The organism is Sporolactobacillus sp. CQH2019, assembly GCF_028765345.1.
GTDB lineage: Bacteria > Bacillota > Bacilli > Bacillales > Sporolactobacillaceae > Sporolactobacillus.
The window spans coordinates 1-21641 of record NZ_JARAJZ010000010.1 but is presented as its reverse complement, the minus strand read 5'-3'; the positions used below and the strand labels follow the sequence as shown (position 1 = coordinate 21641).

General features: G+C 47.7%; 19 protein-coding genes and 1 riboswitch. Of the genes, 4 read left to right on the top strand and 15 right to left on the bottom strand.

Annotation, left to right across the window (positions count from 1 at the left end; genetic code table 11):
• Positions 1-73: 73 nt before the first annotated feature.
• The 5 genes from purB to OYT88_RS14280 form a co-directional block, all read right to left on the bottom strand.
• Complete coding sequence (gene purB / locus OYT88_RS14300; protein WP_274400987.1) at positions 74-1372, bottom strand: adenylosuccinate lyase; 1299 nt, start codon at positions 1370-1372, stop codon at positions 74-76.
• Complete coding sequence (gene purK, locus OYT88_RS14295; protein WP_274400986.1) at positions 1369-2520, bottom strand: 5-(carboxyamino)imidazole ribonucleotide synthase; 1152 nt, start codon at positions 2518-2520, stop codon at positions 1369-1371. Before purK ends, purB begins: the two co-directional genes overlap by 4 nt.
• Positions 2517-2975, bottom strand: a complete 459-nt coding sequence (purE, locus tag OYT88_RS14290) for a 5-(carboxyamino)imidazole ribonucleotide mutase (protein ID WP_274401155.1) — start codon at positions 2973-2975, stop codon at positions 2517-2519. Before purE ends, purK begins: the two co-directional genes overlap by 4 nt.
• A 332-nt stretch (positions 2976-3307) precedes the next feature.
• A riboswitch (purine riboswitch) is annotated at positions 3308-3409 on the bottom strand.
• Between the two features lie 165 nt (positions 3410-3574).
• A complete protein-coding gene (locus OYT88_RS14285; RefSeq protein ID WP_274400985.1) occupies positions 3575-3853 on the bottom strand; it encodes an alpha-crystallin domain-containing protein in 279 nt (92 codons plus the stop codon).
• A 279-nt stretch (positions 3854-4132) separates the two neighbouring features.
• A complete protein-coding gene (locus OYT88_RS14280; protein WP_274400983.1) occupies positions 4133-5485 on the bottom strand; it encodes an NCS2 family permease in 1353 nt (450 codons plus the stop codon).
• A gap of 496 nt (positions 5486-5981) precedes the next feature.
• Here OYT88_RS14280 and OYT88_RS14275 point away from each other — a divergent pair, with 496 nt between their 5' ends.
• Together OYT88_RS14275 and OYT88_RS14270 are read left to right on the top strand one after the other, a co-directional pair.
• A complete protein-coding gene (locus tag OYT88_RS14275; RefSeq protein WP_274400981.1) occupies positions 5982-6989 on the top strand; it encodes a D-2-hydroxyacid dehydrogenase in 1008 nt (335 codons plus the stop codon).
• 72 nt (positions 6990-7061) lie between these two features.
• On the top strand, positions 7062-7313 hold the full coding sequence (locus OYT88_RS14270) for a hypothetical protein (protein ID WP_274400980.1): 252 nt from the start codon (positions 7062-7064) through the stop codon (positions 7311-7313).
• Between the two features lie 234 nt (positions 7314-7547).
• Here OYT88_RS14270 and OYT88_RS14265 read toward each other — a convergent pair whose 3' ends face one another.
• From OYT88_RS14265 to OYT88_RS14245, 5 genes are read right to left on the bottom strand one after another with little or no spacing between them, the layout of a single operon-like run.
• Entirely contained in the window at positions 7548-8522 is a 975-nt protein-coding gene (locus OYT88_RS14265) for a transketolase family protein (protein WP_274400978.1), read from the bottom strand.
• A complete protein-coding gene (locus OYT88_RS14260; protein WP_443217518.1) occupies positions 8519-9346 on the bottom strand; it encodes a transketolase in 828 nt (275 codons plus the stop codon). The genes OYT88_RS14265 and OYT88_RS14260 overlap by 4 nt, the downstream gene beginning before the upstream one ends.
• Before the next feature lie 6 nt (positions 9347-9352).
• Complete coding sequence (gene ulaA / locus OYT88_RS14255; protein ID WP_274400973.1) at positions 9353-10744, bottom strand: PTS ascorbate transporter subunit IIC; 1392 nt, start codon at positions 10742-10744, stop codon at positions 9353-9355.
• Positions 10741-11043, bottom strand: a complete 303-nt coding sequence (locus OYT88_RS14250) for a PTS sugar transporter subunit IIB (RefSeq protein ID WP_274400972.1) — start codon at positions 11041-11043, stop codon at positions 10741-10743. The genes ulaA and OYT88_RS14250 overlap by 4 nt, the downstream gene beginning before the upstream one ends.
• Before the next feature lie 32 nt (positions 11044-11075).
• On the bottom strand, positions 11076-13178 hold the full coding sequence (locus OYT88_RS14245; protein WP_274400970.1) for a BglG family transcription antiterminator: 2103 nt from the start codon (positions 13176-13178) through the stop codon (positions 11076-11078).
• A 524-nt stretch (positions 13179-13702) separates the two neighbouring features.
• Between OYT88_RS14245 and OYT88_RS14240 the strand changes: the two genes are divergently transcribed.
• Complete coding sequence (locus OYT88_RS14240) at positions 13703-14026, top strand: hypothetical protein (RefSeq protein WP_274400968.1); 324 nt, start codon at positions 13703-13705, stop codon at positions 14024-14026.
• Positions 14027-14139: 113 nt separating this feature from the next.
• Here the strand turns inward: OYT88_RS14240 and OYT88_RS14235 are convergent, their stop codons facing one another.
• The 3 genes from OYT88_RS14235 to OYT88_RS14225 are packed head-to-tail and all read right to left on the bottom strand — an operon-like array spanning position 14140 to position 16460.
• Positions 14140-14757, bottom strand: a complete 618-nt coding sequence (locus OYT88_RS14235) for a TetR/AcrR family transcriptional regulator (RefSeq protein ID WP_274400967.1) — start codon at positions 14755-14757, stop codon at positions 14140-14142.
• Complete coding sequence (locus OYT88_RS14230) at positions 14758-15564, bottom strand: DUF2705 family protein (protein WP_274400966.1); 807 nt, start codon at positions 15562-15564, stop codon at positions 14758-14760.
• On the bottom strand, positions 15561-16460 hold the full coding sequence (locus OYT88_RS14225) for an ABC transporter ATP-binding protein (protein WP_274400965.1): 900 nt from the start codon (positions 16458-16460) through the stop codon (positions 15561-15563). Before OYT88_RS14225 ends, OYT88_RS14230 begins: the two co-directional genes overlap by 4 nt.
• 778 nt (positions 16461-17238) lie before the next feature.
• On the opposite strand from OYT88_RS14225, the gene tlp reads away from it, so the two are divergent.
• The gene (gene tlp, locus OYT88_RS14220) at positions 17239-17475 is read left to right on the top strand and encodes a small acid-soluble spore protein Tlp (protein WP_274401154.1); all 237 of its coding nucleotides are present in this window, start codon (positions 17239-17241) and stop codon (positions 17473-17475) included.
• 680 nt (positions 17476-18155) lie between these two features.
• On the opposite strand, the gene OYT88_RS14215 is transcribed toward tlp, so the two are convergent.
• A complete protein-coding gene (locus tag OYT88_RS14215; protein ID WP_274400964.1) occupies positions 18156-19220 on the bottom strand; it encodes an NERD domain-containing protein in 1065 nt (354 codons plus the stop codon).
• A 1320-nt stretch (positions 19221-20540) separates the two neighbouring features.
• On the bottom strand, positions 20541-21410 hold the full coding sequence (locus tag OYT88_RS14210) for a DUF4405 domain-containing protein (protein ID WP_274400963.1): 870 nt from the start codon (positions 21408-21410) through the stop codon (positions 20541-20543).
• Between the last annotated feature and the right edge of the window lie 231 nt (positions 21411-21641).

The window sequence follows — 21641 nt, the reverse complement described above, 5'->3', positions numbered from 1 at the left end:
CATTTTTCCCCTTTGTCTGATCAGATTTTTAGCGGCTCGCCGAACCTGTCTTTTATGTCAATAAACGCCCGTTTCAGTCATTCAAACCGAGACGTTCAAAAATGAGATTAACGTTTTTCAGATGATATGTTTCATCGAAGCAGGCGTCAATTTCATCCTGGGACAGCTTATCCGTAATGCGCCCATCCTGCTCGATCAGCTTTTTGAAAGGTGTTTCGGTTTCCCATGACTTCATGGCGTTCGGCTGAACAATATCATACGCCTGCTCCCGGCTCATGCCCTTTTCAATCAGTGCCAGCAGCACATGCTGAGAAAACGGGAGGCCGAATGTCCGTTTCATGTTGCGGCGCATATTTTCCGGGAAGACGGTCAGATTCTCAAGAATGCCGGAGAAGCGGTGCAGCATATAATCGAGAGCGATTGTCGCATCGGGAAGAATGATCCGTTCCGCCGACGAATGCGAGATATCGCGTTCATGCCAGAGCGGTATATTTTCATAGGCTGTCATCATATAGCCGCGGATGACACGCGCCATGCCGCACATGTTCTCGGAACCGATCGGATTGCGCTTATGGGGCATCGATGACGAACCTTTCTGGCCTTTTGCAAAACCTTCCTCGACCTCGCGGATTTCCGAACGCTGGAGGCCGCGGATCTCGACGGCAAACTTTTCAATCGATGTCGCGATCAGAGCCAGCGTCGCCATATAATGTGCATGCCGGTCCCGCTGCAGCACCTGGGTCGAAATCGGCGAAGCCTTTAATCCGAGATGCTCGCAGACGTATTTTTCGACAGACGGATCAATATTCGCATAGGTGCCGACCGCTCCCGAAAGCTTGCCGACGCGGATGTCGTCGGCGGCTTCCCTGAACCGAGCAAGATTGCGTTTCATCTCTTCGTACCAGAGGGCCATAACCAGGCCGAATGTCGTCGGTTCGGCATGGACGCCGTGGGTCCGGCCCATCATCACGGTGTTTTTGTACTTTTTCGCTTTTTCGCGGATGACAGCGATAAAATGTTCAATATCCCTCAGTAAAAGAGCATTGCACTGCCGAAGCAGATAGGACTGTGCCGTGTCGACGACATCCGTTGACGTCAGCCCATAGTGCACCCACTTCTTTTCATCGCCGAGCGACTCCGAAACCGTGCGAGTAAAGGCAACCACATCGTGGCGCGTCATCTGTTCAATTTCATGGATGCGTTCCACCGTAAAGGTTGCGTTTCTCCTCAGTTTCTTAACGTCCTCCTTCGGAATTTCCCCCAGTTCAGACCAGCCTTCGCAAGCAAGAAGCTCGACTTCAAGCCAGGCCCTGTATTTGTTCTCTTCCGTCCAGATAGCGCCCATCTCCGGACGCGTGTAACGATCAATCATGAATTTAAACCCGCTTCCTGTTCAATTTTCCATATCCCTAATCTCTCTGCTTTATCTACGGCTTCCTGTACGGAGTCGCCCAGGATCGTCAGATGCCCCATTTTCCGGCCTTCTCTCGCCTCACTCTTGCCGTACAGATGCAAATGCGCATCCGATAAAAGTGAAAGGTTGTCCAGTACCGGCTGCAGATGCTCGCCGAGTATATTAACCATGATCACCGGTTTCAGAAGATCCGGACGGCCGAGCGGCAGGCCGCAGATCGCCCGAATATGCTGCTCGAACTGCGACGTCTCGCAGGCATTGATTGAAAAATGGCCGGAATTGTGCGGACGCGGCGCGGTTTCATTGACATAGACCGTGCCGTCTTTGCCGACAAACATTTCAACGGCAAGCGTGCCGACGAGATGGAGCGTCTCCGCAAGACGCAGCGCATAGCCGGCGGCTTCTTCGCGGAGTGCACCCGGTATTCTCGCCGGCACAATCGTGTGATGCAGAATATGATGGCGGTGTATATTTTCAGCAACGGGAAAAACCGATGTTTCCCCCGCCGTGCTGCGCACGACGATTACGGAAATTTCTTTTTCAAAAGGCAGCCATTTCTCAAGTTCGAACGGCACGCGGCCGATGTGTGGAAGCGCTTCCTTCAGATCGTCCTCCGACTGCAGCGTATACTGCCCCTTTCCGTCATAGCCGCCTTCTGTAGTCTTCAGTACGGAAGGAAAGCCGATTTCGGCAATCGCCGATCTCAATTCGCTTTCATTCCTGACGGGACAATAAGGAACCAGCGGAAGACCGGCCGCTTCGATCGCCGCCTTTTCATTAAGCCTGTCTTTCGTGATCTCAAGCAAATGCCAGCCCTGCGGGAGATAGCTGTGCTCCTGCAGATAATCGGCTGTCCCGACAGCGACGTTTTCAAACTCATAGGTCACAACATCCGCACATTCCGCCATTTTTCTTGCGGCTTCCGGATCATCGTATGGCGCCGTAATCGCTGTATCGGCTGCCTGAGCGCACGGACAGTCCTCCGTTGGATCGAGCACAGCAATGCGGTAGCCCATCTGTTTGGCAGCAATCGCCATCATCCGCCCGAGCTGGCCGCCGCCGAGAATGCCGATGGTCTGTCCCGGCAAAATGATCTTCCGCTTCAACTTAGATCACTTTCCTTTACTTTCTGTTCCAGCGATTGACGGTAACCGTCCAGCCGTTCTTTCAGCGATTCGTCGAACGCCGACAGAAAGCGGGTGGCCAGAAGCCCGGCGTTTGTCGCTCCGCTTGCGCCGATCGCCACTGTAGCAACGGGGATTCCTGCGGGCATCTGTACAATGGACAGCAGCGAATCGATGCCGTGCAGCGCTCTCGACTGCACCGGAACGCCGATCACGGGCAGGGTGGTCTTCGCCGCAACCATTCCCGGCAGGTGCGCCGCGCCGCCCGCGCCGGCGATAATCACTTTCAGGCCGCGCTCCCTTGCCGTCTCCGCATAGTGAAACATCAGATCCGGCGTACGGTGAGCCGAAATCACTTTTTTCTCATACGGGATCTCCATGTTCTCCAGAACATCACACGCATTTTTCATCGTTTCCCAGTCCGAGCTGCTTCCCATGATCACACCGACTGTTGCTTTACTCACAATGCTGCCTCCCCAAAACAATTTGTTAAAAGGGCAGAGATTTCCTTTGAACATATGGCATTAGAAAACCTGACTCCGCCAACCCTTTGGCACAGGCGAAGCCTTCGCTGTGCCGGCCGGGGGCAGCCTCATGCCGAAACAGGCCGCTGAACGCGGCGCGCACAGGACATTCGGCTGCTGCACGATTCTTCTAAAAATTTGTACGTGCTATAGAATAAAAAAAGCCCAGAACAGCCGCCTCTCCAAAAAAAAGAGAAAACAAACCGCCTGGTCTCCTAACCGCAGATCAGCGGTTCAAGCGACAGAACGTTATGATTTCCCTTCATAGTCCGGCAATTTCCGGTCGCCGGGTAGAAACAGATGGGCCATATTCCCAAAAATATATGAGGGTTTACATTCTTCTTTTTTGACACTCTCATCATATCAGCATCGTTCGGATTGTGTCAACCTAATAATCGAACATTGTAAGAACAGCGAGACGGTATTGTTCGCCTTTTGTCTCCTAAATTCCGGAAAAAAGGGCAAATGTCCGTTATTCTTTGCCGGATGAGCGGGACGATACACCTTAGGATTCAGTGAATATAAAACGCCAAAGCCACAAATCCGAAGGTAATCAGTATCGATCCGGAGATATTGGTAATAACCTGTACGAGAAAGCTCGGCGTGTACTTCAACATCTTTCCTTCTATGGTCATCGCGATACTTGCCGAGTTGTCCTTTCCCTTTTCGTGCTCGGCATGGATCAGTAATTTTTTTCCTGCCGTTTTTATTTTTCGTGTCAGAATATAACCGGCAAACATCAGAGCGATGCCGGCGAGCCAGAACAGGATAGCCAGAATTAAAGAAACCATCGGTACTCACGTCCTTTTGGATTGATTATCCTTTATCATGGCTCAGCTTGTTCCCCGCTATGCGGCACGCCTCGCTTCAGATCAGAAAACTTCAGCCGCGGCAGCCGGGGAGTCCTTATGCCCAGATTGCAGTACCTGATCGCCGGCTGATACAATAAAAGCGATACCTGCGGCATAAAAAAATTCCTCTTCGAAGTGCACAATCCCGGACTGCCGGACTTTGATGTTCGACTTAGGATAGTACAAAAGGAAAAGGAATTTTTTCAATCTGTTCCGGACTTAACCAAAAATCACTGCAAAGAAAATAATGAAGACGAAAAACAGGCCATACACAATCGGATGAATTTCTTTTGCCCGTCCGGAAGCAATCATGGTGATCGGATACGCGATAAATCCGAGAGCGATGCCGTCGGAAATGCTGTAGGTCAGCGGCATGCCAAGCACGGTCAAAAAGGCTGGAACGGCAATTTCGAATTTATCCCATTCAATTTTTTTCAGAGCGCTAGCCATCAGCACACCAACGATGATCAGGGCAGGCGCGGTAACCTGCGAAGTCACAACGGCCAGCAGCGGCGAGAACAGAAGGCCGAACAGGAACAGGATGCCGGTAACCACGGCTGTCAATCCGGAACGGCCGCCTACCGCAATACCTGTAGAGGATTCGATATATGCCGATGTCGGTGAAGTACCGAGCACCGAGCCGACAAGCATGGATGACGAATCGGCCAGCAGTGCCTGGCCGACACGGGGCATCTTGTTGTCTTTGATGAATCCCGCCTGTTCGGCAAGGCCGATCAAGGTGCCGGCGGTATCAAAGAATGTGACAAGCAGGAAGGTCAGGACTACGACGGCAAGCTGCACCGTATTAATGTCGGCGACATGGGTAATCGCCACGCCGAACGTCGGTGCCAGGCTGGGTGCCGTCGAAATAATCTGGGTCGGCAGCGGAATCAGGCCGAAAATCATGCCGGCAATCGCGGTCAGCGCCATGCCGATGAAAATGGAGCCTGGAATCTTCCGGCACATCAGAATGATTGTGACAATCAGGCCGAAAATGGTCAGCCAGGTCGTTCCCTTCGTCAGCATCGCGAAAGAAACGATCGTACTCTTACTGGGGACGATCAGGCCGCCCTCGCTCAGCCCGATAAAAGCGATAAACATCCCGATGCCGGCAGCCATCGCCAGTTTCATGCTTTGCGGAATGGCATTAATGATCAGTTCGCGAATTTTAAATATTGTAATAATGAAGAAAATAACCGCGGCAATAAAAACCCCTGCAAGGGCCGTCTGCCACGGAACCTTCATGCCAATGACAACGGAATAAGCAAAAAAAGCATTGACACCCAGGCCGGGCGCGATGGAAATCGGATATTTGGCAACAATTCCCATAATCAGACAGCCAAGCGCGCTGGACAGGGCGGTCGCCGTGAAGACCGCACCCTTGTCCATGCCAGAAGCGCCAAGCACGCTGGGGTTGACAAACAATATGTACCCCATTGAAATAAACGTTGTCAGACCGGCCAGCACCTCGCGGCCGAGCGTTGTTTTCAATTCAGAGAACTGAAAATAACGTGATAACCAATTGCTGTTCACAATAATCCCCCTTTTTAAATCGTCCCCATTTCCATTCATTGTCCATTTTCCCCCGGAGATACGGATGGATTCCTCCGGCTCTTCAGCACGAAATAGAGCATAAAAACAAAAAAAGCTTCAAAACACATTGAAGCATCCTATAAAGAATAAATGAACCGCCGCAGGAACCGAAAAAAATTTTAACGAATGCTCATAAAGATGGACGACTTTTTTTGCACATTCATTATAACAACGAGGCCGAGTAGAGTCAAACAAATTACGAACGTTTTTGTATATGAATTATAAATTGTTCGTGAATTCAGGATGATATCAAACCTGTGGGTAAAGCTTATCAAAATGTACAGCCGATGCATGATTCTTTCGTGCATTAAAGCAGCATCCTGCTCACGCTTTAAATGAGAATCGTTTACACTGCAGATAAAATCATGTACGATGGATTTGTGAACCGATTCACAGATCATGGCAGATCTTAACCGTATTCTCCTGTACGGCTGAAATCCGGATTTGTACTGAATTCAAAGGGAGGATCAAAATAATGAAATTTTTTATGTTCCACGTTATTAAAGAGGAAGAAGAAGCGGTCAAACGCTGGTCGGATCGTCATCATATCGACATCGGCATCTCCCGGGACGTCCTTTCAATCCGGACGGTTGATCAGGTCAAAGGCTGCGACGGCCTTTGTATACAGCAGACCGTGCCCGTCGGCGGTCCGGCCGTTTATCAAAAATTAAAACAATACGGAATCCGGCAGATTGCCACGCGCTCTGCCGGATACGATATGATCGACTTAAGAGAAGCAGATCGGAACGGTCTGACTGTCACGAATGTTCCGGCTTACTCTCCTTATGCAGTGGCCGAACTGGCCGTTACCCAGGCCCTGAGTCTTGTCCGCCGCATTCCCCAATTCGATGAACGGATCGCCCGCCACGATTTTCGCTGGAACGGCCTGATCTCACGGGAAATACGGTCCATGACCGTCGGCATCATCGGCACCGGACATATCGGTGCGATCGCCGCCCGGCTGTTTAAGGGGCTGGGGGCCCATGTCATCGCATTTGATCAGTATCCAAACGAAAAATTAGCAGACATCCTCGACTACCGTTCTTCCATGGAAGACGTCCTTCGCGAGTCGGACATTGTTTCGCTGCATACGCCGCTATTCGACTCCACGGCACACATGATCAATAAAAATACACTGAAATTAATGAAGAGCAGCGCATTCCTGATTAATATGGCACGCGGCGGCCTCGTCAACACCGACGATCTGATAGAGGCACTTGAAAACCGGGAGATCGCGGGCGCCGCATTGGACACCTTTGAAGATGAACGTTTCATTAATCAGGATCTGAGCCACGAAACAATCGACAATCCGCAGCTGTTGAAACTGATCCATCTGGATCAGGTGATCCTGACCCCCCATGTCGGGTTTTTCACAACAACAGCCGTTCAAAACATGGTCGAAGGCGGCCTGAACAGCGTTCTCGATATTTTAACGACAGGAACAAGCAAAAATCAAGTGCAGCCGCCGTCCAAAGAAAAATGAACAAATAAGACCAGTTAGTGAAAAACCGGGCACATGGTTGCCCGGTTTTTTTACTTGAGGCTTCTTGATTTATTGAAGATACAACCTGCTTCCCCGGCTCGGGACAGTCCTGATGACCTTATCCACCGGATTTCGGGAGAGCTATCGGCCGATTCAGGCGCTCTACCAGCCGAATTAGGGGTTCTATCGGCCAAATCAGGCGCTCTACCAGCCAATCAGGTGCTCTATCGGCCGATTCGGGCGCTCTACCAGCCGAATCCGTGGGACTATCAGCCGATTCGGGCGCTCTATCGGCCAAATCAGGCGCTCTATCAGCCGAATTAGGGGTTCTATCGGCCAAATCAGGCGCTCTACCAGCCAAATCAGGTGCTCTACCAGCCAAATCAGGTGCTCTATCGGCCGATTCGGGCGCTCTACCAGCCAAATCCGTGGGACTATCAGCCGATTCGGGCGCTCTATCGGCCAAATCAGGCGCTCTACCAGCCGAATTAGGGGCTCTATCGGCCGATTTTGGAAGCCATCCGGCCCTCACTCCGGCCGGGTAGCTCCGTTCTTCGTTTAGTCGAACAAACGACCGCCCTCTCCGTTCCCCGGAAGTTGAGCTTTAACCTTCCTGATAATATTTTCCACAGTTAACCCGTATTCTTGAAAGAGCTCTTCCGGGCTGCCGGTCTGACCGAATCTATCTGCAATGGCGACTTTTGCGACAGCCGCCGGATCATGTTCGGCAACAATTTCGGCAACAGCGGAAAATAGGCCGCCGAACATCGTATGCTCTTCCGCTGTCACTATTTTCCCGGTTTTCTTTGCGTAATGGAGAATCAATTCTTTATCAATCGGCTTGATCGTTGCAAAATTAAGAACGGCTGCGTGAATTCCATCGCGTCTCAGTCTTTCGGATGCCTCCAATGCGCGGGGAACCATGGCCCCCGTGGCCATGATGGCCGCATCCTCACCGTCTGCCAGTACTTCTCCCTTGCCGATATGAAAGGTGTAATCGGCTGAATGGATGATCGGCAGTTCCAGTCTGCTCAGGCGAAGATAGACAGGCCCGTCATACGCATATGCGGCTTCGACCGCCTGCTCCACTTCAACGGCATCGCACGGAACAATAACAGTCATATTCGGCACACTCCGCATTAAAGAAATGTCTTCAATCGCTTCATGGCTGCCTCCGTCTTTCCCGGCAGATAATCCGGCATGAGTCGCAGCAATTTTAACATTCAATCGGGGATAGGCAATGGAATTTCGAATTTGTTCAAAAGCCCGTTCTGTAGCGAACAATGCAAAAGTCGAGGCGAAAGGGACAAATTTGCAGGCGGCAAGGCCGGCAGCGGCCCCCATCATGTTTTGCTCAGCAATGCCCATGTTAAAAAAACGTTCCGGAAATGCCGTTCCAAATTTACAGGTTTTTGTCGACTCTGAGAGATCGGCATCGAGCACAACGACGTCCGGATGCTTTTTACCAAGTTCGAGCAATGCTTCTCCATAGGCATCTCTCAAGGCGACTCTTTCTGACTGTACTCCGGTCATACGGATGCCTCCAATTCTCTTAGTGCATTTTTGTATTCTTCTTCATTAGGCGCCTTGCCGTGCCAGGCCGCCTTATTTTCCATGAAGGAAACCCCCTTGCCTTTAACGGTATTGGCAACAATGGCCGTCGGCTGCTCTTTTATCATTTTTGCATTTTGAACAGCATCCTCAATCTGCTGAAAATCATGACCGTCAATTTCAATCACGTGCCAATTAAACGCCCTCAGTTTATCGGTTATCGGTTCGGTATTCATGACTTGACCGGTTGTTCCGTCAAGCTGAATCCCATTGTGATCAAGAAAAAGAATCAAATGATCTAATTTATATTTGGCGGCGCTCATTAACGTTTCCCAGATTTCGCCCTCTTCCATCTCACCGTCCCCGGCAAGTACATAGACATAATAATCTTTATGATTCAATTTCCCGGCCATGGCCATTCCGGCCGCAGCCGCAAATCCCTGTCCTAAAGAACCCGTCGACATATCAACGCCCGGTGCTTTTTTCATATCCGGATGTCCCTGAAGTTTTGAGCCGAATTTTCTGAGCGTCTCTAGCTCCCCGCGCGGGAAAAACCCTTTTTCGGCAAGAGCACTGTATAGAACAGGCGCTGCATGCCCCTTGCTCAATACAAATCTGTCTCTGTCCTCCCATTCAGGATCGTCTGCTTTAATATTCATCTCTTTAAAATAGAGATAGGAAACAATCTCCGCCGAAGAAAAGGAGCCGCCGATATGCCCGGATTTCACATGATACACTGCATTAAGAACATCTATTCTCAGCCGGTTTGCCGTATGCTGAAGCGTTGATAAATCCAAGCTGATCACCTCCTATTATTTTGCTGTATTTTCAATATTTTCTGCTGCATGCTCTTTAAGGGTTCGACGTCTAAGCAGCAGACTGATGACCGCAAGAACCGCGATTAAAGCAAGCAGACCCCACAGTGGATTCGTCGTTGCCAATTTTGTCCATTTTGCAAAGGCCAATCCGGCAGTTGCATAGAACGGGTCGCCGAAAGTACTCCCTGTTTTTGCCAATGCCCCTGTGCTTGGAATCAGGAAACCGGTCCCGATGGCTAATGCGATACCAACGATAAACGGCCCGACGATTGCCCCCTTCCAGCCGCCGGTGCTGTTTCCGAAAATCCCTGCCGTGCCGCCGGCAAAGAATGCTGGTACAATACCCGGCAAAATGATATAGAGAGAATGAAAGCCCATTTGCGAGAACATTCCGATAATCATTCCGATAAACATCGAGATAAAACCCAGAAGCAGCGCGGTCGGTGCATAAGGAAACATGACCGGGCAGTCCAGTGCGGGAACAGCCCCGGGAACTACCTTTCCGGATATGCCGGAAAATGCCGGAATAATCTCGGACAGCATCATCCGAACGCCGGCCAGAATGACGGTTACTCCTGCAGCGAAGGTCAAGCCCTGCAGAACGGCAAACATGATCGGATCCGTGCTTCCGCTGATGTTTTTGGCAACATAGCCGTATCCGGCAATCAGCACGCAGATCAGGTAGATCGGGACCATTGTAACAGCCATACTTGTCGTCGAATCGCTGAAAAAGCTTAACCATTTAGGCAGTTTAAATTTTTCAGCGCTTTTTTCCGGGTTGCCGACGTATTTTCCGATCCATGCCGAAAACCAGTAGCCGATGTCCCCGGTATGCCCGACGGTGAACTTTTCTCCATTCGTAATCTTCTTCGAATAAGGGTACAAAAGAGTCGGCATAAAGGTAAAATAGAGACCCATGACGACGGCCCCCGCAATGAAAAGGACAAATCCGTTCAGGCCGGCGACGGATTGAAGAATGACGGTAACAAATAAGGAAACGTAAAGCATGATGTGGCCCGTCAGATAAATAAACTTAAATTTGGTAAACCGGGCAAGCAAAATATTAATCGCAAACCCGCCGACCATGATCAGCGCGCCCATAGAGCCGAAATTCTTGAGAGCGTAGGGAAGCACTGCTTCATTCGTCGGCATAATTCCCTGAACGTTCAGCCCGTGATTAATAATCGTGCCAAACGGCGTCAATGAACCGGAGAGAATGCCCGCCCCTCCTGAAATGATCAGCACACCGATAATGGTTTTCAGTGTACCTGTTATTATTTTGGTCGGATGCTTTTTTAACAGGATCAGCCCAGTCATTGCGACAACGCCCAGGAGAATTGCCGGAACGGAAAGAATTTGGAAAACAATGAATTTTAAGACGATCATAGCTGATCACTCCCTATTATTTTCATTTCAAATAGTTTCTTTTTCAGCTTTTCTTCTATCTCATCCTTTTTGAAAAAATTCTTAATAATGATTATTTTCGACGGATCCACGTGAGACAGCGATTCCCGTAATTCATCGACAGTGATGATGAAATCAAAATTTTCGCCGACAATGGAAGCTACTCCGGCCGTTTCCACATCATAATCAACGCCTAAAGTATCCAGAATATTTTGTACGTGAATTTTAGCGATCATGCTGCTTCCGAGTCCCTGCGGGCAAACCGTATAGATTTTCAGCATCACAATCAACCTCCCTTGAGATAAATAAAAAGCTAAATAATGTTTGAACTATTTTGAATAATATTGACAACCTCTTCCGGAGTAGCAGCACTTTTGATTTTTTGTACGTTTTCTTCGTCTCCGAATAAATTGACCAGCTCCGATAAAGCTTTAATATGGCTTGTATGATCCGCCGAACAGATACACACAACAATGACAACAGGATCGTTTTCTTTATTCCCAAAAGGAACCGGATGGGAAAGGGTCATTAAACTAAATCCTGTTTTTTTGGCCCCCGCTTCAGGTCTTGCATGCGGCATGGCGATACCGGGGGCGACAACGATATAGGGCCCGATTGTTTTCACCGATTGAACCATGGCATCGACGTAACTTTCATCTGCAATATCCGAACGAACCAGCAATCGCCCGCATTGCCGAATAGCATCCTCCCAGTCCGATACGCGGACCTGTGTTTGAATAACATCCTTTGTCAGAATTTCTTTCAACATGAGGACCTTTCCCTCCTTTTCATGAGGTTGATCAAGAACTTCTTTCAGTTCCCGCCGCAATTTATTCTCATCGATAATTCTGCAGTTCTGTGTAACCACATCCATAATTTTCAAATATATTTGCTTATCTTCCCGTATTCTTTTCGGCTTCAGAAAAGGCCGAAGCTTATGAATATCCTTCTCTTTAAGAAGCGGGTTGACAATAATCGTTTCCACACCTAGGTGCGACGCGGGAATGGTCGAGACGACAAGATCAACGGGATGCCGGCTCAGAAAATCATTGGCCCGATGTATGCCGATACAGGCAACGATATGGACATTAAAAATCATTTGAAGCCGCGTCGAGAGAATCTGTGAGGATCCGATCCCTGTACTGCAAATAACCAGGACATTGGCAGTCTTCTGAATGATTGCCTGTTTTTTCCGTTCCAGGGCCGCAGCAATATGAAGCACAAAATAACCCGCCTCATCGTGCGTCACTTTACCGCCGGTGAACTTCTCAACAGGTGCCAGCGCAGCCTGCATTTTAGTGAGAAGTTCCTGATAGTTTTCCCGTATTTCTTTCATGAGCGGATTCCGCAATTGTGTATCATGCTGCAATCGATAAAGCACCGGACCTATATGGTCAATTAATCCCTGGTATAAAATCCTGTCTCCGGACAAATCGTTGCCAAGCAGGCGGCTCATCGACCCAATGATCGATTGTGTCAAAATTTCGTATTTAGGATTTGAGGGACCGTTGCCATTCTGGATGCTGCTCGCCCCAAGCAGATGCACTGTAATGTAACCGATTTCATCCATGGGAATTTCCAGATGAAACTGTTTTCCCAACATTCCGGCAATGCTCGATGCAACTGAAAACTCTCTCGTTTTCGAAAGCGTTTCCAATTCATTAGCTGAAATAGTAATGTCTTTGCCGCCTTGGATTCTTTTAATCGCCATAGCGATATGCAGAACAATTCCGGAATAAGCCGTATCTGAAAAAAGAAGGTTCAATTCATGCTCCGCTGCCTGAATGCATTTTTCGATAAAATGAATATCTATATCGGTAAAAATATTTAAAAACTTCTTTTCAAGCCCCAATTCTTTGTGATTGACCACCCGATTCTGAATATCCTGGACCATTGTCTCCTGTTGAAAATGATCCGAGATGATCGAAAAGAGAATCCGGCGTATTCTTTTCTCTTCCCCGATAATCCGCACACCCTCATGTTTCTTCGAATCGATAAAAATGTTAAAAGGGCCCAAATATTCTCTTATCTCTTTCAAATCCGACATAATCGTGTTTCTGGATACACATAGCTCGGCGGCCAGCTGCTGGATCGTCGTATAATTTCGATTGGCGATCAAATCGGCCAGGATATACTGTTTTCTTTCTTCAGGCGCCAGTACATATTGATAATTATCCATTCTCAACAACGTATAATTAAGAATCGGCAAATGTCGGGCAGTAAAATTGGTACTGATTCCCGCTTTCGTGCGAATAAGTTTCGGCAATTTTTCGCTTATTAAAAATTGATCAATTTTCTTCAAATCATAACTGACTGTTCTCTGACTAACATGAAGATCGGCAGATAATTGTTTAACAGTGATAGGAACTCCGGAATTCCTTAATTGAACAAGTATTTGTGCGCACCTGCTGTCCAATGCTCTTCCTCCCTTCATTTCAAGTATATGACCGGATCTGCTGCCGGAAAAGACCAATATCATTCAATCCCAAAGGTGCAATTTTTAACTATATGGAAACGTTTTCATTCTGGTCCAGGGTATTAAAGAAGCAAAAAACGGCAGCCGATCGGAAACGGATGTCTCAGATAAGAGAGCAGCGGACATTTTACCGGCCGAGTGGCTCCTTTCTTCAGTTTAGTCGAACAAAGGGCCGCCCTCTTCATTCTCCAGAAGTTGAGCTTTAACTTAATAGGAGGTAGATTCAGGGATATGAGAAATGTCTATCAATCATTCTGCCGGCACTCGCTTCGACACCGCCCCTGCCTGATTTCATTCAAATTTTCTATACTCTGATCAGACATTTTTCTTCTTATTTAAATTAATATCCTCTCCAGCTTAGGACGATTGCATGGCCGACAGTGTTCTGAAAATCGGCATCCTTCTCATTGGCGCTTGACGCTTCTGCTGATATAATGAGAACATATGGCGGGAGATGACGATTTATGTCAAGTGAACTTCAGATGGTGATGCAGGCGCTCAAAGAACTGGATCATGATATGAAATCGCTTAATCAAAAAATGGATGGCTTAACCAAACGGATGGACAGGCTTGATCAAAAAATGGATGGCTTGGCCGGACGGATGGGCGGACTCGATCAAAGAATGGACACGCTGGAGCAAAGCGCGAAGTCGGAAATGGCCGGGCTCAGGCAGGACATGGAAGACAAACACTTCGATATTCTGGATAAAATCGATATTATGCGTGAACAGGCATTCCACACGGAACAGGAAGTCAAAAGAATGAAGCGGAAGGTCGGACTGAATTAAAAGGTTCGCTTCTGAATCAGCCTCGATTTCCGCTTCAATTAACAATTATTCAGCTTTTGTTTTCAAATCGTTTTTTCTGATTTTTCCCGAATATTTTTAGCGTTCTTCTATCCTTATTCCTGCTTATCTTTCAGCAGCCCCCGCAGGCTCATTGAGAGCATCGCCAGGAACTGATCGACAAAAGGCCTCATATCTTCGATTCCCGCATCGGGGTGAAGCTTAAAGTAGCCCATGGACCGAGTCGAATAGTAGTAATAATGGGATTGAAGAACATCCTGCAGCGTCTCGATATTGACATCGTCTTTCAGATCAATTCCGTCAATCACTTTTTTAAAAACCTGCGAAGCCATCGATTCAAGCTCTCTGAACAGATCCGCCATTTTATCGGTTAATTTCCCCGGCGGACGCGTAAGGGCGATAACGACCAGCCTGTAAATATCCGGATAATGCTTGCAGAACAAAAATTCCTGTTCAACAAATCTCTTTAATTCTTCAATTACATTGTTCGTTATTTTCACTTTACTGAAATCCAGTTCTTTAATTGAAAAATCGATGGCAAAGCGAACACTTGCTTCATAGAGCTTTTCCTTAGACTTATAGTAATGGAAGATCAGCCCTTTTGATGTTCCCGCCGACTTTGCTATCTGATTCGTCGACGTTCGTTCAAAGCCTTTTTCGGCAAATTCATGAATCGCAGCCTCTAAAATCGCTTTTTCTTTCGATGCCTCCATTTATGCTTTCAAATCCTTCCTCCTGTAAATCCAGAATGCCAGCAGCAGAGAAACAACCAGCACAATCAGATCGGTCACAATATATTTCCACTGCAGGCCGTTCTTGAACACACTGCTCGGAAGTGCCGTATCCACCGGCGAAAAATAGACAAGAGCCTGAAATTTATCCTGCAGTTTGCCGACAACGCCAAGGATAAAGGTCAGGAAAACCAGGGCGAGCGATAACGAAGTGGCCGATTTATTCGAGGACAGCAGCGATGACAGGAAAAAGCCAACGCTGAAGAATGTCAGCCCCATCACCCATCCGGCAAAAGTCAGCAGAGAAAAATCTTTAAACAAATTCGAGACTGAAGCGGTGGATTCTTTAAAAATCAGACAAACAAGAAAAGCGATGATCATGGTGACAAGCCAGTATAGAGTATAAAAAAGTGCATTAGCCAGCATTTTTAATGAAACAATGGAAACGCGTGAAATCGGTTGAGCGTACAGATAGCTGATGGTTCCTTCCGACTCTTCCCGGGCGAGTGCATTCAGGCCCAGTGTTGCCGCAAATATTCCGGTCGCAATCATTACATATTGAAACTCATAGCCAAAATAACCTTCAATCGATGCCAGAGCCGACATGTCCGATATATTAAATGCCTTCAGCATCTCTTTAGGCATCGACTTTAAATCGATCTGTTGAAGTCCCATATCTTTCATCGATGGGAACAGAGAAACAAGACCCAATGTCAGCAGGCCGACAACAATGATCCAGATCAGCAGCGTTTTGACATGAGTTTTACATTCCAGTCTGAAAAGTGTCATACTCTCTCCGCCTCCTGATTTTCATACATCGACATGAACTGCTCCTCGAGATCGCGGTTGTCGACCGTCACATCGTCGAGATCGTGCGAAAGTTCCGATAAGAGAGCAAAAAGCGGAGCAAGCTCTTTTTCATAAACAAAACGTGCCTCGCGTTCGCCATGCCTGATGCATTGCGCCCCGATTGCCTCCATCCGTTCAATCGGAAGGCTTGCCCCCTGCAAAGTAATAATTTTCACTTTTTTGTTGATCGTCGTCAGATCTTCGACACCGACCAGATGCCCAGCTTTGATAAACGCGACTTTAGAACAATAATCTTCAACTTCTTTGAGGTTGTGACTGGAAAGAAAAACTGTCACACCCTGCTTCTGTTTTTCCTTCAGGAGTCTGAAAAGCCGTGCATGCATCAGCGGATCCAGTCCGTTGGTCGGCTCATCCAGAATCAGCAGCTCAGGATTATGGATCATTGCGCAGACTATCGCTACTTTTTTCTTATTTCCGAGTGAGAGCTCGCCGAACTTTTTCTTCAGGTCGATGTCAAAAAGCTTGCAATATTTTTTCAGCTCCTCTTTGTCTTCGTCCAGATGATGAAAATCGAGCGTGTAGCGGATCAAATCATGCACCCGAAGCTGCGGATAAAAACGAACATCGCTCGGGACGTAGCCAATCCGCTTCTTCACGGCCACATCGGCTCCCGGCATGTCCTTCCCGAACAGCTTAATATTCCCGCCGTTGTGTTTGATGAAATTCAAAGTCATGTTCATCGTGGTTGATTTCCCCGCCCCGTTCGGACCGATAAAGCCGAATAATTCGCCCGGCTCAACGGTTAACGACAAGTCTTTCACTGCAGCGAATTTTCCAAAATATTTACTGATGTGTCTCAATTCAATAACCGGCACTGCCCATCACTCCTTTTCAGCCCATATTGACCATGCGATCGACATCAATTTATCACACATTGACCCATTGGTCAATATAATATTTTTACTGCATTTTTATAACTGACAAAGTCCTCAGCACGTGCAAAACATCCCTCATCATCACTTTTAATGTTTCCTTTTTTGATGGATTTAGAGAGCGCATAAAAAATAAATCGAACCATCTTACAAAAATCAAACGGTACAAGTTAAACAGATGATCCCTCCATGTCTTCGCCGGCGTGCCGTCAACTGCATAAAATTTTTACGGAAAAACGCAGCAGGGCAGCCGAAAAAAGGGCCCGTTTTCACAAACATCGGCAGCCGCAGAGACTATGGTGCAGTACACTGTCAGCGGACGCGCCAAGTGCCGAAGAGACAGGAAAAACCGCCGCACTGCCCGATCCCGATTAAACAGCAGATCAATGATTTCCTTCCGTGGTGCAAATTTTCCAATGCCGCCGGCCGGTTCAACCGTTTAGCATTTGACGGCATTGTTTCCGTGTACCGGTGCCATTGATTTATGGAAAACCTGCAACAATGCCATGAGCGTCATCGGCTTTATAACTGAACCGGGATGAGGATCATCATGCCGCGATTGCTTTCCTGAGATATAAAATTTTCGGATGGCGCGGTCCGGTTAAGGCACGCAAAGGTTCGACCGCTTTGCAATCGCATTCGGAAATTGACTTTTTGAAATGCAACCAGGTACATATTCCATTTTCCCGGTGGCATACTAAGGAGCACTTTACGAGGAGGGATTACCATGGCGAAACCGGATGATCGTTCGGATAATGCGGAAAAAATTGCAAAAAATATCGGTGATACACTTGAGAACATGAATGAAGCCCGTGATTATGTCAAAGCGCACGGTAATGAAATGAGCGAAGACGAGAAACGGCAGATTCGTGAAAAAAATCAGCGGCGTGAAGAAAGCATCCACGGGCTTCGCGAAGAAATCAAAGACGAAGCAGCCTACAGCAAAACAAACAAATAAGCCATCGCCCGGCGCCCGGTCTGGTTCCCAACGCGGACCCGGGTGCTTTTTTCATAAATAGGCCAAGCACAAAACCGCGCTGACTGCTATTGATCCGAACTTACCGGCTGGCGGTTAATTGGGGCGGGGGTATCAGGCGTGGATGAGCGTTTTTCGGTCATTAGGCAAGAGTTATCGGTCGTGATCAGGTGTTTTTCGGTCAGCGCAGGCTTTTTCGGTCATGACCGCGCGGCTTTCGGTCGGCAAGCGAGTTTTTTCGGTCGTGAACGTACGTTTTTCGGTCGGCAGGCGTAGGATATCGGTCGCGACCAGACGTTTTTCGGTCCGCGCAGGCTTTTTCGGTCATGATTGCGCGGCTTTCGGTCGGTAAGCGAGTTTTTTCGGTCGTGAACGTACGTTTTTCGGTCGGCAAGCGAGAGTTTTCGGTCATGATCAGACGTTTTTCGGTCCGCGCAGGCTTTTTCGGTCATGACCGCGCGGTTTTCGGTCGGCAAGCGAGTTTTTTCGGTCGTGAACGTACGTTTTTCGGTCGGCAAGCGAGAGTTTTCGGTCATGATCAGACGTTTTTCGGCCCGCGCAGGCTTTTTCGGTCATGACCGCGCGGCTTTCGGTCGGCAAGCGAGTTTTATTGGTCGTGAACGTACGTTTTTCGGTCGGCAGGCGTAGGATATCGGTCGTAATCAGACGTTTTTCGGTCCGCGCGGCTTTCGGTCGGTAATCTGTTGTTGTACCGGATTTTCATCCCAGGGCGCTTCTCGTTCATCACTGCTTTTGTCAATCAATAATTGAAATGACAAGTAATAGATCCGTGTCCTTTTTTCACCTCTATAGTGTAAGGACACTGTCTGAAGCAGCTTTTTAGCGATTACGGCAGATTCCAGTATCAGAAAATCTCTGCATTGTCGGTTCGTAATCACAGGTCCGAATATTAAAAAATAATCACGAAATGCAGCAATATGAGCTGTTTTCGAAACATGCCCACATGAAGTGCAATGCCAGATCCCATTTTCTCTTTTCATCGGAAAAAATCCACAATCAGGGCACTGAACGCCTCTGATGATGTCGCTGCGGCGGACAGAAGAGAACGAGAACAGATCGATAATCCGAGGTTGATGCTGCAAGAGCAGTGTTCTTGCCATTTTTTCTACAGACCCGATATCTAAACTTTTTTTGAAACATTGCCGGTTCAAATTCATTAATTCTCTCGTAAGATTTGATTTACGCACAATTTTTTTGATTCGAAGATCTTTTAAATCAGTCACTTGCAGTCTGGCAGGAGAAGCAATGACCACACGATCGGCAACTGGCAGCGCCGGACTGCCACCATGCACATCCAGCCACTCAATCAATTGCACATTTAAATTCTCCGCCTGCGAAATTGGATCGTCAAAGACATCTGTTGTCTGATCCAGTTCCCGTATCAGCTGGGATAATTCAGTATCAAAAATCAGCGTCCCCATAATGTTTTTTACCTCTAAAATTAGAAAAAATCGGGGACACAGAATAAGAAAGTCAATTTGAAAATAACGCGAGCCGTTGGACAAACGCAGATTGTGAATAATGAAGAATTCCTTATCGGGGAGAGCACTGAGCAGGTAATCAAGGGACCGTTCGCCACGATATCCGGCCATTCCTTTTTTAAAGCGGGATTCAGCATCAGTCCTTGGAACAACAGGAGTCAGTCTTCTGGAAAGGGCCTCATATTGCTGGACATGATATGGAATTTTAATTTTTTTTAGATACATTTAAGCACCTCACTTTCCTTTAATCTTAATTATTTTCGGTCCGGCAATCGCCACATCCTTCCAAAAAAGTTATATAAAAGAAGATATTTTGTGACGTTTTGCTCAGCATTTAGTCTGCAACCATTCCTACTGGCCGCCATGAATGATTTATCAATCAGGGCGCGTAGGGTATTGGTCGCGATCAGACGGTTTTCGGTCGACGCAGGCTTTTTCGGTCGTGAACGCATGCTTTTCGGTCGGCAAGCGAGTTTTTTCGGTCCCGGTCGCACGGCTTTCGGTCGGCAAGCGTAGGGTATCGGTCGCGATCAGACGGTTTTCGGTCGACGCAGGCTTTTTCGGTCGTGATAGCTTGCTTTTCGGTCGGGAAGCGAGTTTTTTCGGTCCCGGTCGCACGGCTTTCGGTCGGCAAGCGTAGGGTATCGGTCGCGATCAGACGGTTTTCGGTCGACGCAGGCTTTTTCGGTTATGATCGCGCAGTTTTCGGTCGGCATGCGGGTTTTTTCGATCCCGGTCGCACTTCTTTCGGTCAGTAAGCGTGGGGTATCGGTCGTAATCAGACGGTTTTCGGTCGACGCAGACCTTTTCGGTCGTGAACGCATGCTTTTCGGTCGGCAAGCGAGTTTTTTCGGTCCCGGTCGCACGGCTTTCGGTCGGCAAGCGTAGGGTATCGGTCGCGATCAGACGGTTTTCGGTCGACGCAGACCTTTTCGGTCGTGAACGCATGCTTTTCGGTCGGCAAGCGAGTTTTTTCGGTCCCGGTCGCACGGCTTTCGGTCGGCAAGCGTAGGGTATCGGTCGCGATCAGACGGTTTTCGGTCGACGCAGGCTTTTTCGGTTATGATCGCGCAGTTTTCGGTCGGCAAGCGGTTTTTTTCGATCCCGGTCGCACTTCTTTCGGTCAGTAAGCGTGGGGTATCGGTCGTAATCAGACGGTTTTCGGTCGACGCAGACCTTTTCGGTTATGATCGCGCAGTTTTCGGTCGGCATGCGGGTTTTTTCGATCCCGGTCGCACGGCTTTCGGTCAGTAAGCGTGGGGTATCGGTCGTAATCAGACGGTTTTCGGTCCGCGCAGGCCTTTTCGGTCGTGAACGCACGCTTTTCGGTCGGCATGCGGGTTTTTTCGGTCCCGGCCGCACTTCTTTCGGTCCGCACAAGCTTTTTCGGTCTCAGCCGCCGATCATGTGTATAAAAAATTATTCTGTTTTGCCTCTTAAATCTTTTTTGATCTTTACCTATGGCGTAAGCAATTTTAAAATCCGTTCAATTTTTTAAAATAGCCCCTAAAATTCTGAATGCATGTGGGAGGATCCTTATTTGTCTTAGGCCAATTTTCTTTTTCTCTTTTTTAAAGTCAGTTTTCTGATATAGTAAGTGATCACGACAAATACGGCCGTAACGGCTGAATAGGTAATGATAACGTCAAACGCATCCGCGCTTCCGCCGTTATGTTCAGTTTCCTGAATCCGGTTTCCATTATTTAAATCCGGCCTTTGTCCGTTTGTAAATCCCGGTGTTTGCCCATCTGCAAATTTCGGTTCCTGTCCGCCGGTGAAAGACGGCCTTTGTCCACTATCAAAGTTAAAATTCCGTTGTCCCGCCGTCATTCCGCTGCTGCCTCCGCTAAAAACGGAAGTCACACTTGCCACCCGATTGACAAATCCTGTTTGCTGGATCTCATAGACGCCAAATATAAAAATGAGCGCCGCTGCTATTTTAGCCGCATATCCGATCCATTTCTTTTTTGATTTATATTGGATCATTTTTTTGAACACGTTCACAATCCATTGCCAATGGATGCCGATATGAACGCCGACTAAAATTATCGTCAGAAATGAGAAAGCGGTATGAGCAGTCCTGAACCAAATTTCATTTCCAAGATTGATGTTCGGAAAAACGACTCTGGAGATAACGATTCCGCTAAAAATAACAAAACACATGGAGATTAGCAGCAAAAGATTCAGCGCATAATTTCCGCGCGTTTTCCACGGCAGATTTTTGTTGAATATTTTCATTGTTACATTTTTTACCCAGTTTAAATTCAGCGAAACATGTGTAAAGAATATTACCGCAAAAATAAGCCCCGCGATTTCATGATAGGCCAGCCCTCCCAGAACACGGGTATTGAAAAACAGAAGAAACATAATTGCCATAACGATATCAATAGCGAACTGAATATAATTCTTTTTCATAGTCCTTATTCACTCCAAACTTCTTTCTTGATACAAAAAATATAATCGTATCTTCTTAATTTTCTCTTAAGGACCTATGTAAAAATTATTTTAGTTTCGCATGATAGAAAGCATTCCTGTATTCAAGAAAATGAGGTAAATTAGAGATTTTCGGAGGTGTACAGAGAAAGAGCCCTCCTGGTATAGTACGGAGTGTCAAAAGCATCGCGATGCATTGACCTCTAATTTGAT

Excerpts from the sequence above, each read along its gene's own strand:
- OYT88_RS14210 (WP_274400963.1), bottom strand. The coding sequence starts at position 21,410 with ATGAAAAAGAATTATATTCAGTTCGCTATTGATATCGTTATGGCAATT.
- purB (WP_274400987.1), bottom strand. The coding sequence starts at position 1,372 with ATGATTGATCGTTACACGCGTCCGGAGATGGGCGCTATCTGGACGGAA.
- OYT88_RS14250 (WP_274400972.1), bottom strand. The coding sequence starts at position 11,043 with ATGCTGAAAATCTATACGGTTTGCCCGCAGGGACTCGGAAGCAGCATG.
- purE (WP_274401155.1), bottom strand. The coding sequence starts at position 2,975 with ATGGGAAGCAGCTCGGACTGGGAAACGATGAAAAATGCGTGTGATGTT.
- OYT88_RS14230 (WP_274400966.1), bottom strand. The coding sequence starts at position 15,564 with ATGACACTTTTCAGACTGGAATGTAAAACTCATGTCAAAACGCTGCTG.
- OYT88_RS14235 (WP_274400967.1), bottom strand. The coding sequence starts at position 14,757 with ATGGAGGCATCGAAAGAAAAAGCGATTTTAGAGGCTGCGATTCATGAA.
- OYT88_RS14240 (WP_274400968.1), top strand. The coding sequence starts at position 13,703 with ATGTCAAGTGAACTTCAGATGGTGATGCAGGCGCTCAAAGAACTGGAT.
- OYT88_RS14285 (WP_274400985.1), bottom strand. The coding sequence starts at position 3,853 with ATGGTTTCTTTAATTCTGGCTATCCTGTTCTGGCTCGCCGGCATCGCT.
- OYT88_RS14280 (WP_274400983.1), bottom strand. The coding sequence starts at position 5,485 with ATGAATGGAAATGGGGACGATTTAAAAAGGGGGATTATTGTGAACAGC.
- ulaA (WP_274400973.1), bottom strand. The coding sequence starts at position 10,744 with ATGATCGTCTTAAAATTCATTGTTTTCCAAATTCTTTCCGTTCCGGCA.
- OYT88_RS14265 (WP_274400978.1), bottom strand. The coding sequence starts at position 8,522 with ATGACCGGAGTACAGTCAGAAAGAGTCGCCTTGAGAGATGCCTATGGA.
- OYT88_RS14215 (WP_274400964.1), bottom strand. The coding sequence starts at position 19,220 with ATGTATCTAAAAAAAATTAAAATTCCATATCATGTCCAGCAATATGAG.
- OYT88_RS14275 (WP_274400981.1), top strand. The coding sequence starts at position 5,982 with ATGAAATTTTTTATGTTCCACGTTATTAAAGAGGAAGAAGAAGCGGTC.